11 protein-coding genes are annotated in these 13375 nt (G+C 47.5%); 7 read left to right on the top strand and 4 right to left on the bottom strand.

Annotation, left to right across the window (positions count from 1 at the left end; translation table 11 throughout):
- From MO387_RS03095 to pomA, 3 genes are all read right to left on the bottom strand, one after another.
- Positions 1–85: valyl-tRNA synthetase (locus MO387_RS03095; RefSeq protein ID WP_242325992.1), on the bottom strand; the 85-nt coding region annotated here is incomplete at its 3' end.
- Between the two features lie 101 nt (positions 86–186).
- Entirely contained in the window at positions 187–1119 is a 933-nt protein-coding gene (locus tag MO387_RS03090; protein ID WP_106651134.1) for a flagellar motor protein MotB, read from the bottom strand.
- A gap of 3 nt (positions 1120–1122) precedes the next feature.
- Positions 1123–1890 (bottom strand): flagellar motor protein PomA, encoded by a 768-nt coding sequence (pomA, locus tag MO387_RS03085; protein ID WP_006085155.1) that lies wholly within the window; start codon positions 1888–1890, stop codon positions 1123–1125.
- 314 nt (positions 1891–2204) lie between these two features.
- On the opposite strand from pomA, the gene xseB reads away from it, so the two are divergent.
- Genes xseB through dxs form a run of 3 tightly spaced genes read left to right on the top strand, consistent with a single transcriptional unit; the run spans position 2205 to position 5218 of the window.
- Positions 2205–2444 carry an exodeoxyribonuclease VII small subunit gene (gene xseB, locus MO387_RS03080; protein WP_006080884.1) on the top strand — a complete coding sequence of 80 codons (240 nt, stop codon included), beginning with the start codon at positions 2205–2207 and terminating at the stop codon, positions 2442–2444.
- 2 nt (positions 2445–2446) lie between these two features.
- Complete coding sequence (ispA, locus tag MO387_RS03075) at positions 2447–3328, top strand: (2E,6E)-farnesyl diphosphate synthase (RefSeq protein WP_106651136.1); 882 nt, start codon at positions 2447–2449, stop codon at positions 3326–3328.
- Positions 3329–3349: 21 nt separating this feature from the next.
- Positions 3350–5218, top strand: a complete 1869-nt coding sequence (gene dxs, locus MO387_RS03070; protein ID WP_107948517.1) for a 1-deoxy-D-xylulose-5-phosphate synthase — start codon at positions 3350–3352, stop codon at positions 5216–5218.
- A gap of 156 nt (positions 5219–5374) precedes the next feature.
- Here the strand turns inward: dxs and grpE are convergent, their stop codons facing one another.
- Positions 5375–5995 carry a nucleotide exchange factor GrpE gene (gene grpE, locus MO387_RS03065; RefSeq protein ID WP_028760692.1) on the bottom strand — a complete coding sequence of 207 codons (621 nt, stop codon included), beginning with the start codon at positions 5993–5995 and terminating at the stop codon, positions 5375–5377.
- A gap of 100 nt (positions 5996–6095) precedes the next feature.
- Here grpE and nadK point away from each other — a divergent pair, with 100 nt between their 5' ends.
- From nadK to MO387_RS03045, 4 genes are all read left to right on the top strand, one after another.
- Positions 6096–6974: an NAD(+) kinase gene (gene nadK, locus MO387_RS03060; protein ID WP_106651138.1), complete on the top strand. Its 879-nt coding sequence runs from the start codon at positions 6096–6098 to the stop codon at positions 6972–6974.
- A gap of 825 nt (positions 6975–7799) precedes the next feature.
- Positions 7800–9443: an L-lactate permease gene (locus tag MO387_RS03055; RefSeq protein ID WP_106651139.1), complete on the top strand. Its 1644-nt coding sequence runs from the start codon at positions 7800–7802 to the stop codon at positions 9441–9443.
- Positions 9444–9519: 76 nt separating this feature from the next.
- Positions 9520–12324, top strand: coding sequence for an FAD-binding and (Fe-S)-binding domain-containing protein (locus MO387_RS03050; protein ID WP_107948519.1), 2805 nt, complete (start codon positions 9520–9522; stop codon positions 12322–12324).
- Between the two features lie 301 nt (positions 12325–12625).
- On the top strand, positions 12626–13369 hold the full coding sequence (locus MO387_RS03045; protein ID WP_006085148.1) for a (Fe-S)-binding protein: 744 nt from the start codon (positions 12626–12628) through the stop codon (positions 13367–13369).
- The last annotated feature ends 6 nt before the right edge of the window (positions 13370–13375 follow it).

The following is a 13375-nucleotide window of genomic DNA, read 5'->3' as shown; positions in this document are numbered from 1 at the left end:
CAACACGCTCTACAACGCCTAATTTAAAGGCTAAGGTGTAATCTCGTTGTGTGCGCTTACGGCTTGAGTTAATTGATGTTGTCATAAAGAAGTCCTCTTTATGTCAACGTATTTCAGGACGGGACAGTCCAATAAAAAAAGCCGCAACAGAATTGCGGCTTTAGATACAGCGCGTATTGAGCCTATCTAAGGCGAATTGCCAACCTGAATTTCATCAGATTCCTTGGCTTTACCTTGCTCAATGGCAATTTCCACCCTGCGGTTACGGGCACGATTCTCCGGTGAATCATTTGGCACTATCGGATTGTTAGACGCCATGCCAACCACTTTCATCCTTTTAGAATCAAAGCCTTTAACTTGTACTAACTCGTGGGCCACAGCCACAGCACGTTTACTGGATAAATCCCAGTTAGAGCTATAAAGCTCATCGCTGATTTGCATATCATCCGTGTAACCCGATACCGTAATAATCCCTGGCACATCTTTTAGCAGTTCGCCAACAGAGCGCACCACAGGTTTAAATCGAGGCTGAAGGAAGCCAGAACCAGAGGCAAATGAGCCCTTCTCACGGATACGGATAATAATCTGCTGACCTAAGGACTCAATTTCTATCGCACCATCGGTGATTTCTTTATTGAGTTCCTGCGCCATCTTCTTCACTTCTTGATTGATCTTATCCTGCGCCGCTGCCGCTTCGGCCTTAACCGCATCAGCCACTTCCTGCGCTGTTGCAGTGGCTTCGCCGCCACGCTGGGAACCACTTTGCTGCTGCACGCCGCCCGCACTGTCGTCTTCACCCGCTTGGTAATCCAATACAGGTTCCGTCATTTCATTGGTTTGTTGGTTGATTATTTCAATCGGGGTGGGATCGGGACGTCCTGGTCTAAATTCTAAGGCAATCACTGACGTCCCCTTCGGGATATCTTTGACTTCCACCTTATTTTGCACACCAAAGGCATACTTCATTGAGCCCGCGATCTGCTTAAACTTCATTACGTCCATTTCGGAAAATGACAATAACAACACGAAGAAACACATCAACAGCGACATCAAGTCAGCAAAGGTCGCCAACCACATCGGTGCTCCGGCCGGTGGACAGTTGCACTTAGCCTTAGCCATGGGCTACTCTCCGTCCGTTGTATCTATTTTGCGATTTTTCTCAGCCAGATAATTTTTCAAGAAGCCTTCAATCACCCGAGGGTTTTGTCCGTCTTGAATCGCCAATACCGCATCCATAATCAAGTTACGGTTCAGCATTTCTTCACCCATCCTAAGCGTTAACTTATCCGCGATAGGAAGACAAACCATGTTGGCGACCATAGCGCCGTATAAGGTGGTTAACAAGGCCACCGCCATTGAAGGGCCGATGGATTTAGGATCTGACATGTTTGACAGCATGGCCACAAGACCCACCAGCGTACCTATCATGCCCATTGCAGGACCTACGTCACCGAAGGCTCTAAAAATGCCGATCCCAGTACGATGGCGCTCTTCGGTCAGGGCGATATCCTTCTCTAAGGCAGCGCGCACCACTTCACCATCGTGACCATCAACGAGCATGTCGACGGCTTTTTGCATAAAGCTGTTGGTAATTTGCGCTTCTTCTAAAGCTAAAAAACCGCCTTTACGGGCGGCATCAGCCATAGTCACGGACTGTTCAATCAAATCTTCTGGCTTATCAATCTTAAAAATAAACGCTTTGGCGGCGATTTTTACCGCACTAAAAAACTGTTTAAGATTGAACTTCATCATCACCACGAAGAAGGACCCACCGAAAACAATAAGAATCGAGGGTACATCAACGAAAATCATTAAACCGCCGCTGGTGGCCATTGCCCCGAGGATAAAACCAAAGGCACCCACAATTCCAATTACTGTTGCTAAATCCACAACGGCTCCTCAATTTTCGTAATAAACGACATAATACTTACCCTAGGTAAGCAATAACACTCAGTTGTTCCACTGAATAAGATAATCCCACCGACACACATGCGAGCCTTGTCTATCAAGTTAAAAATTACCATACAAATGATGATACTATTGTCAGTTATCGGACACACACTAAGCAAGTTTAGCGACAATTTATATTTTCTGAAAAAATTTCAGTAACAAAGCGTGCTATTGAGCAAATATCTTTAGTCTGAATTTGACCCTAAAGCCGCCCTGATATACCTTGTGTCCGCTAAATCAAAGGAAGCATAAACGTGGCGAAGAAACCCGAAAATCTCAGTTTTGAAGAATCCCTTGGCGAACTTGAGCGCATTGTTGCCGATCTAGAACAAGGCGATATCTCCCTCGATGACGCGTTAAAACAATTTGAACGTGGCATCAATCTGGTTCGAAATAGCCAAGCAAAACTCGAACAAGCCCAACAAAAAGTGGCCATTTTACTGAAACAAGATGAAAATGCGCCCCTATCCCCCTATGCCGTTGAGGGCGAATAAGCGTGTTAGTCAGTGCCATTCAAGAATATCAACAACGGGTTGATAATCAATTAAAACAGCGTTTTAGTACGCTTGAAGATACCGCTCCCCAATTAAAAGCCGCCATGACTTACGGCGCATTATTGGGTGGCAAACGCATTCGACCTTTCCTCGTATACAGTGTCGGACGCATGTTTGGGGTCGAGCTCGAAAAATTAGATGCCTGCGCCGCAGCCATTGAATGTATCCATGCTTATTCATTGATCCACGATGATTTACCCGCCATGGATGATGATGAGCTGCGCCGTGGTCAGCCCACTGTGCATATCGCCTTTGATGAAGCGACCGCCATTTTAGCGGGGGATGCACTGCAGACCTTAGCCTTTGAAATTGTCACCGAAGCGGTAGCTGGGATCAGCAGCGAGCAACATATCGCTATGGTCAGAGTATTGGCAAAAGCCTCAGGTTATCGTGGCATGTGTGGCGGCCAAGCGATAGACTTAGCCTCAACCGATAAACATATTGATCTTAAAGCATTAACTCAGCTACATAATATGAAAACTGGCGCCCTTATCAGTTGCGCCGTTGAGTTAGCATTAATCGCCGCAAACGCGCCAAAAGATCAGTATGCTGCTATGATGGATTTTGCCCGTGCGGTCGGACTCGCCTTCCAAGTACAAGACGATATCCTTGACATAGTAGCCACCACCGAAGAACTCGGTAAGCCGCAAGGCTCTGATACTGAATCGAATAAGAGTACGTTTCCACAACTACTTGGACTACAAGGTGCACAAGACACCGCCAAACAACTGATCCAAGAGGCACTATCAGCGCTGGCTAAATTGCCATACAATAGCCAGTTAATTGCAGACTTCGCCCGCTATATCATTGAGCGAAGAATATAATAAGAGTCGAAGTATCTCGCTATGAGTTTGGACATTTCTCAGTTTCCCGTGTTGGCGCAGGCCAACACCCCCAATGAACTCCGCCAGCTTCCTCAGGCACTTTTACCACAAGTAGCCGACGAACTGCGCGAGTTCCTTCTTAAGTCTGTTGGCATATCCAGCGGACATTTTGCCTCTGGGCTCGGCACAGTGGAACTCACTGTTGCGTTGCACTATGTCTACAACACCCCTTTTGATCGGCTGATTTGGGATGTGGGCCATCAGGCTTATCCCCACAAAATTCTCACGGGTCGTCGCGACAAGATGCACACCATTCGCCAAAAAGATGGCTTGCATCCTTTTCCATGGCGTGAAGAAAGTGAATACGACACTTTCAGCGTTGGGCATTCAGGCACGTCTATCAGCGCCGCACTGGCGATGGCGATTGCCGCAGAAAAAGAACAAGCGGGTCGTAAAGTCGTTGCCGTGATCGGTGATGGCGCCATGACTGGTGGTATGGTGTTTGAAGCCATGAACCACGCAGGCGACTTACACAATGACATGCTCGTGGTACTGAACGACAACGAAATGTCGATCTCTGAAAATGTCGGCGCCCTCAATAACCATTTAGCCCAACTGATGTCAGGCCGTTTCTACACTACGCTGCGCGAAGGCGGCAAGAAAGTATTGAAAGGCATGCCCGTCATCAAAGAAATGGCCAAACGCACTGAGGAACACCTCAAGGGCATGGTCGTTCCTGGCACGCTATTTGAGGAGTTAGGTTTCAACTATATCGGTCCTATCGACGGCCACGATGTTGATGCTCTGGTCGAGACCATGCGTAATATGCGCAATCTGAAAGGTCCACAGGTGCTGCACATCATGACGAAGAAAGGTCGTGGTTATGAACCTGCTGAAAAAGATCCTATCGGTTGGCATGCGGTGCCTAAGTTTGACCCGTCGCTGTTTAAAAAGCCGGCTACCAAACCCGGTTTACCGACCTTTTCCCAAGTCTTCGGTAAATGGTTATGCGACATCGCTGAGCAAGATGAGAAAGTATTAGCCATTACTCCTGCGATGCGCGAAGGCTCGGGCATGGTGGAGTTTTCCCAGCGTTTCACGAAACAATATTTCGATGCGGCGATTGCCGAGCAGCATGCAGTGACTTTAGCCGCAGGTTTTGCCTGTGAAGGCTTTAAGCCTGTGGTGGCGATTTACTCGACCTTCCTGCAACGCGCCTACGATCAACTTATTCATGATGTGGCGCTGCAGCAATTACCGGTATTGTTCGCTATCGATCGCGGCGGTATTGTCGGTGCCGATGGTCCAACTCACCAAGGTGCATTCGATTTAAGCTTTATGCGTTGCATCCCCAACATGGTGATCATGGCGCCGTCGGACGAAAATGAATGTCGTCAAATGCTCTACACTGGCTATTGCTATGATGCGGGTCCAAGTGCAGTGCGTTATCCAAGGGGCAGCGCCACGGGAGCGATGCAAGTCGAAGCGATGACGGCATTACCGATTGGTAAAGGCGTGATTAAACGTGTGGGCAAACGCATTGCCATTCTCAACTTTGGCACCTTGTTAGCCTCGGCGTTAACCGCTGCCGAATGCTTAGATGCAACGGTTGTCGATATGCGCTTTGTAAAACCGCTCGATGTTGATTTAGTCAAAGAGATGGCGCAAACCCACGAAGTGCTCGTTACTGTGGAAGAAAATGCCATCATGGGCGGCGCAGGTACTGGCGTACTTGAACAGCTTCAAAAGCTGCGAATGCCCAAGGACGTGCTTCAAATTGGTTTGCCTGATGAATTTATCAAACATGGCTCACCCGAGGAAGTTACCCATGACTTGCAACTGGATGCCGAAGGCATACTGGCGCAAATCAATGCTTATCTAGCGCAATAAGCGATTCAATAGATGGCGGCGTAATAGAGCGAGAACTCGGTCAAGTACTGCTGACCGATTCTGTTTGCCGATTCAGATTTCGCCCATAAAAAAAGGACTGCAATTGCAGTCCTTTTTTGTTGCTGTGTGTTAGAACAGCGGCCTAACCAATAAAGCTTAAGCTTCGATATCTATCGTTGCGCTTTCTTGGTTAGGGCCACCCTGTGACACCATTACCATAGCAGGGCGCAGCAAGCGACTGTTCAGCTCATAACCCTTTTGCATCACCAACATCACAGTGTTCGCAGGGAACTCGGCACTTGGCTGCATACCAATCGCTTGATGTTGATCAGGGTTAAATGACTGACCTTGTGGATCAATCTGCTTAACACCAAATTTAGCCACCGCAGTGAGTAAGCTTTTTTGAGTTAACTCAACACCTTGATAAATCGCTTTCGTCGCTTCATCTTCAGGGTTAGTCCCCATCAATGCGCGCTCCATGTTATCAAGCACTGGCAAAAGTTCATTGGCGAACTTTTCCAAGGCAAACTTGTTCGCCTTTTCCACATCCATTGCGGCACGACGACGAATATTGTCGACTTCGGCTGCGGCGCGGATAACTGAATCCTTCTGCTCTTCAACTTTCGCCAAAGCTTCAGCGAGTAACTGTTCCAGCTCTTCAATACGGAAATTGGCCTGGGTAAGCTCATCGATCAGACTTGCTTCTGCGGTAGATACTTCAGACTCTACACCCTCTTGGATCAGATCCTGTTCTGCTTTAATCGATTCGTTGCTCATTTTCACTCCAGCTAAAAATGCTTTGTTTCTGAAATACTCTGGGCATATTATGGGGATCAATTTTGACGTTTCAAGGCCTAAGGCCAGATCTAGCATAAATATGACCACAAAGTTTCATACTATCGGCCTTATCGGCAAACCTCATCACCAAGGGACCAATCAAACCTTAAAACGTCTGCATCATTGGCTGACAATGCAAGGCTTTGAAGTCTTAGTGGAAGAGCGTGTTGCTACCGAACTAGGGCCCAATATCGAGGCGGTCGATTTGCTAGAAATTGGCGCGCGCTGCGACTTAGCCATAGTCGTCGGTGGTGACGGTAACATGCTTGGCGCGGCTAGGGTATTAGCTCGCTTCGATTTGGGCGTGATTGGCGTTAACCGCGGCAATTTAGGCTTCTTAACCGACCTGCCGCCCGATGCCTTTGAAGAAGCCCTTGCTAAGGTACTCGACGGTGAGTTCGATACCGAGCACAGATTCTTACTCGAAGCCGAAGTCTATCGCCACGGTATGCTCAAGGCGAGCAATACCGCCGTCAACGAAGCCGTACTCCATCCGGGTAAAATTGCCCACATGATTGAGTTTGAGGTCTATATTGACGATCAATTTATGTACAGCCAGCGTGCCGACGGCATGATAGTGTCAACGCCAACCGGTTCGACGGCTTATGCCCTCTCCGCTGGCGGCGCTATCCTGACGCCTAATTTACAGGCCCTGATCTTAGTGCCTATGTTCCCGCACACTTTGTCGTGTCGCCCGATTGTCGTCGATGCCTGCAGCACGATAAAAATGGTTGTGTCACCCGAAAATGGCGAGAACCTCGAAGTCAGCTGTGATGGCCATGTGCATTTAGCCGTGTTACCGGGCGATGAAATCATAGTGCGCCGCAGCTCTGAACGTTTACGGCTTATTCATCCTAAAGGTCACAATTATTTCCACGTGCTGCGAACAAAATTAGGCTGGGGCAGCAAGTTGTTTTAAGCCTGCGCTTATTTGTCCTATTTCCCATAATGGGTCCTATTTCTATAACTTACCCAATTACCCTATTAAAGAGACGTATTCCGTCTCTTTTTTATTTTGTAAATATTCCCATAAAATGGCGGCTAAAGACGAGAAGCTCTTTTTGAGTTCATAGAAAGAGAATTATCCCGCCATTCAAAAACTGAAAGTGACTTAAATAACGGTTATTTAATTTCAAATTAAAGTTAATTTAATTAAGTGACTTACATCACAATAAAATTTCGATTTTAAAAAGCGTGATCCGCATCACTATAAAAAAACATCAGCGAACCATAAATTTAATCAATAAAAATAATCACTTGACAAACTTCAGTGCAATTTTCATAATTCAACGGCGTCACCTTGCGTGATCTTAATCACACCTTAAAAATGTCTTAAAAAATCATTAAGAGTCTATTAATGAAATAAATGGATCAGTTAATTGCAATAATGACGATAAATATGAGTGATAGCTCTACTTTTAATAACCAGAAAAACAACAAACACAATTTTATATAACCAAAGTAGATATACATCCAAGAGTCTAAGTGATCATTGTCACATATAAGAAAATCCCCTGAGAGAAGCACCCCGCAGCACTGTAAATTAGCATTTCATATAACAGCCAAGATGATCTAGATCATATTAGTCAAGCTCACAATAGCGTCTAGTACACAACACAGAATGTCGAGACCGTAAGTACTTGCAGTATTAACTGCTGATTTATTGGTCTGGGAAGTCGACATGAAGGCAGATGATAAATCCTAATATCAATAATAAGACAGACCACTTTATGAAGAGGCAAGCATGACAATACTTCAACTCCTCGCCAGCTTGACGCCAGTGCTCAGCGTAATGCTATTTTTAGTGTTACTCAGAATGCCTGCATCAAAGGCTATGCCCATATCCATGGTAGTCACTGCGCTCGCCGCTGTGTTTATTTGGCAAATGGATACCACATTACTGGCGGCATCGGTCCTCGAGGGACTGCTATCAGCCATCACTCCATTAACCATCATCTTCGGCGCGGTATTCCTGCTCAATACCCTGAAATACTCAGGTGCGATGGATACCATCCGTGCTGGCTTTACTAACATCAGTGCCGATGCCCGTGTGCAGGTCATTATCATTTGTTGGTTATTTGGCGCCTTTATCGAAGGCAGTGCAGGCTTTGGTACACCCGCCGCGATTGGTGCACCACTGCTTGTACTGCTAGGCGTACCACCGGTTGCCGCTGCGGTTGTTGCTTTGATTGCCGACTCAGCCTGCGTATCATTTGGAGCGATTGGCTTACCTGTGCTCTTTGGGATGGAACAGGGTCTGATCCAAGGTGGCGTAAGCATGGCTGCGGAGCAATTTGCGGCACATGGCGGTAACTATGCTGGTTACGCGCAATATATCGTCATGCATATGATCACTATCGACTTAATCACAGGTTCATTAATCCCGCTGGTCATGGTGACTATGCTGACCGGATTCTTTGGTCGTAATAAATCCTTTAAGGAAGGCTTAGCGATTTGGAAATTTGCGATTTTTGCAGGCCTTGCGTTTACTGTCCCCGCATGGATCATCAACTACCTCGCAGGCCCTGAATTCCCAGCGGTTATCGGTGCATTAATCGGTATGGCACTGGTGATCCCTGTTGCGCGCAAAGGTTATTTGCTTCCTAAAACTCCTTGGAATGATTTTGCCGAAAATGACAGTCAAGAGGGAGTCAAGGTTGAAGCCACAGCCAAATTCTCACAAATAGCCGCTTGGACGCCCTATATCATCATGGCTGCGCTGTTAGTGTTATCTCGTACAGTTATGCCGCTTAAAGCCTGGTTATCAAGCTTCAATATCAGCTGGACAGGTTTAATGGGCACCGAACTTAAGGCCAGCTTCGCGACGCTATACGCCCCAGGCGCCTTCTTCGTCGCCGTGTGTATTCTCGGTTTCTTCCTGTTCAAAATGAAAAGCCCTGCGATTAAGCAAACGGTCGGTGTGTCATGTAAGTCCATGTTACCCACCATTATTTCATTAGGTGCTTCGGTGCCTATGGTGAAAATCTTCTTAAACTCAGGTGCTAATGGTGCAGGTCTTGCCTCTATGCCAGTTGCCCTAGCCGATATGCTTGGCCAGTCAATGGGGGCGGTATGGGCATGGGTGGCGCCTATAGTAGGGATTTTTGGTGCCTTCTTATCGGGTTCAGCCACTTTCTCGAACATGATGTTCTCCAGTCTGCAATACAGTGTGGCTGACAATGTTGGCATGAACCACACATTGGTTTTGGCACTACAAGGTATAGGTGCGAACGCCGGTAACATGATGTGCGTAATGAACGTGGTAGCCGCTGCCACTGTGGTGGGTATGGCGGGTAGAGAATCAGAAATTATCCGTAAGACTATGCCGGTTGCCATCGGTTATGCCCTATTGGCAGGAACTATTGCAACCCTATGGGGTGGTTTCTAATTCATTGATTTAATTGAGCAGTCGAAGTCACTACCTATGACTTCGACTTCTGTCAGTTTACAAAGAGAGCAATGCAATGTCGATTAACTACAAATTGGTCATCGATGATCTAAGAGTGCAATTAGGCGACCACCCTGTCACGGATGATCCCGTCCGTCGTTTTGCTTGGTCCACCGATGCGAGTTACTTCAGAATCGTCCCAGAAGTCGTAGTCCATGCCGAGACCCTAGAGCAAGTTAAACAGACCTTAGCGGTAGCAAGGAAGCATAATGCGCCCGTGACTTTTAGAGCAGCGGGCACCAGTTTATCGGGCCAAGCTATCGGTGAGGGCATACTGCTCATTCTTGGTCATGATGGTTTTAGAAAGATTGAAGTCAGTAGCGATGCCAAACAAATTACCTTAGGTGCCGCTGTCATTGGTTCCGATGCCAATGCCGTATTGGCGCCACTTAACCGCAAAATTGGCCCCGATCCTGCGACCATTGCCTCGGCTAAGATTGGCGGTATTGTTGCCAATAATGCTTCAGGTATGTGCTGCGGCACTGCCCAAAACAGTTACCAAACGATCGCCTCTGCAAAGCTGCTTTTTGTCGATGGTACAGAGCTAGATACTGGCTGTGAGAAATCAAAGGCTGAATTTGCTAAAACCCACGGCAAACTACTCGAGGCGGTCAAAGAGCTGTCACACATGACTCGCCATAATGCGGTATTGGCAGACCGTATTCGTAAAAAATATTCGATCAAGAATACCACTGGCTATGGTATCAACTCGTTACTCGATTTTACCGATCCCTTCGACATCATTAATCATTTAATGGTGGGTATGGAAGGCACCCTCGCCTTCATTAACGAAGTCACCTACAACACAGTCAATGAGGCTAAATTTAAAGCCTCGGCCATGGCCGTATTCCACAATATGGAAGATGCCGCCCGCGCGATTCCATTGATCAACGGTGAGAGCGTTGCAGCGGCTGAGCTCCTAGACTGGCCATCTATCAAAGCGGTAACGGGTAAGCCTGGTATGCCGGACTGGTTATCGGAATTGCCCGCATTATCCGCTATTTTGCTTATCGAATCCCGTGCCGATGACGCGCAAACCCTCGAGGCTTATACCCAAGATGTCACCGCGAAACTCGCCGGCTTTGACTTTATTCGCCCAATGGAATTTAGTACTAACCCAGCAGTTTGTGACAAGTATTGGGCAATGCGTAAAGGCTTATTCCCCATTGTGGGTGGCGAGCGGCCAAAGGGCACCTCGGTCATTATCGAAGACGTAGCCTTCGAACTCGAGCATCTAGCGGCAGCAGCACACGATATTACTGAGCTTTTCCATAAACATGGTTACCCTGAAGGCTGTATCTATGGCCATGCCCTAGCGGGTAACTTCCACTTTATTATTACGCCGACTTTCTCTACCCAAGCCGATATCGACCGCTTCCATGCTTTTATGGACGATATTGCCGATATGGTGATTAATAAGTACGACGGTTCAATGAAAGCCGAGCATGGCACCGGCCGTGCTGTGGCGCCGTTTGTCGAAAAAGAATGGGGGCAAGATGCCTACACCCTGATGAAAAGTATCAAGCAAGTGTTTGATCCTAATGGTATCTTAAACCCAGGTGTTATCCTCAACGACGATAGCAATGTCCACGTTAAAAACATCAAGCCCTGCCCTGTGGTCGATGATTTTGTCGATAAGTGCATCGAATGTGGTTTCTGCGAAAAAACCTGCCCAACATCGGCGCTGAACTTCTCGCCGCGCCAGCGTATCGCCACTTTGCGTGAAATCGAACGCTTAGAGCAATCCGGTGATAAAGCCGCCGCAGCCGAAATGCGCGCCGCCGCTAAGTACGATGTGGTTGATACCTGCGCCGCCTGTCAGCTTTGTACTATTGCCTGCCCGGTTGACAACAGCATGGGCCAATTGGTGCGTAAGTTGCGCACGCCATACATCACGACCACTGAGCAAAAAGTCTTAGATTTCCAAGCCAAACATTTTGGCGCGGTCAACCAAGTGATCAGCTCAGGTTTTGACATGCTCGGGGTTATCCATAAAATCACCGGCGATGGCATCACCAATGCGCTAATGAAAACCGGCCGTTTGATTTCAAAAGAAGTGCCCTATTGGAATCCGGATTTCCCCAAAGGCGGCAAACTGCCAAAACCCTCCCCTGCAAAAGTGGGCCAAGAAACTGTGGTCTACTTCCCTGCTTGTGGCGGCAGAACCTTTGGCCCAACGCCAAAAGATCCCGATAACCGCACTCTGCCAGAAGTCGTCGTCACGCTACTGGAACGCGCGGGTTATAACGTGATTACCCCTGAAAAGACCCGCGATTTGTGCTGTGGTCAAATGTGGGAGTCTAAGGGCGACTTTAAAAATGCCGATGCCAAACGCCAAGAGCTTATCGATGCGGTGAGCAAAATGACCAACGGCGGCAAGTTGCCTGTGGTCGTCGATGCACTGTCTTGTACCTATCGCACCCTCACGGGTAACCCCAAAGTACAAATTATCGACTTAGTTGAGTTTATGCACGACAACTTGCTAACTAAGCTCAACATCAGCAAAAAAGTCAATGTAGCACTGCACTTAGGTTGTAGCGCCCGCAAGATGAAGTTAGAGCCTAAGATGCAAGCGATTGCCGATGCGTGCTCAGCCCAAGTGCTTAAACCTGCGGGAATTGACTGCTGTGGTTACGCGGGTGAAAAAGGCTTGTATAAACCAGAAATCAACGCCAGTGCACTGCGTAATATCAAAAAGCTCATTCCTGTCGAGATTAAGGAAGGCTATTACGCCAACCGTATGTGTGAGGTCGGTTTGACTCAACACAGTGGCATTTCCTATCGCCATTTGGCTTATTTACTCGAAGAATGCAGCCGCTAAAACACTGACTAAACGGGGCTCAAAGTAGCCCCGTTTCTCTTTAGAAGACAACTATTCTCATTTATCGGCCGACACGCTTCAACTTGTAGTTAAATTACAAAATCAAACCATAATAAAACAATTAAAATCATAAACTTAAAATATTCTCATTTTTGCAAAAATCTACAAGCTCATTTACTAAATTAGGGCTACTTATTTACTTTAGATAGGCCTATATTTGATCAACTACCTTAGCATTTGTGTGGACTTTGGGGGCACAGTGCAAGGCAATGTCGTTCACTAACAAGAAAGAGAAAACACAATGAAAATCGCCCTTTTCATCCCGTGTCTAGTCAATCAAATGATGCCAGAGGTTGCTATTGCCACCTTGGAATTATTAGAGAAACTTGGGCACCAAGTGATTCTACCCGCGGGTCAAACATGTTGTGGCCAGCCGATGACAAACTCAGGTTGCTTCGATGCAGCGCGCAGTACCACCCTTAAATTGCTCAACGCCTTTAAGGGAGTGGAATGCGACGCTATTGTTTGCCCAGCCGCCTCTTGCTTAGTGGCCGCCAAAGAAAACTTCCACGAGTTTGATAGCAGCCCTGAAGCCCAAGCTGTGATCAACAAGCTCTATGAACTCACGGAGTTTTTACACGATATCGCGCCGATCCCCGCCTTTACCAAGCCCTTCGCGCACAAGGTAAGCCTGCAACTGAGTTGCCATGGTATTCGCATGTTAAGCCTTGCGACACCAAGCGAGCAGATGGGGCCAAGATTTAACAAAGTCGAAGCCGTGCTCGCCAATATTGCGGGTATAGACATAGTCTATCCCGACCGTCGTGACGAATGCTGTGGCTTTGGCGGTACGTTCGCCGTCGATGAGGGCGCAGTGTCTGCCAAAATGGGTAAAGACAAGGCCCAAGCCCACGCGGCAACGGGTGCAGAGTATGTCGTAGGTTTTGATCCTTCATGCCTGTTGCACCTCGATGGCATGATCCGCAGACAGCAATTGCCGATTGAAATTCGCCACATAGCGCAAGTGCTGAACGCCGCGCTTTAGGAGACT

The organism is Shewanella sp. N2AIL (assembly GCF_022690845.1).
GTDB classification, from domain to species: domain Bacteria; phylum Pseudomonadota; class Gammaproteobacteria; order Enterobacterales; family Shewanellaceae; genus Shewanella; species Shewanella baltica.
Note: the sequence above shows the minus strand (reverse complement) of the source record. Positions and strands in the feature narration are given on the sequence as shown.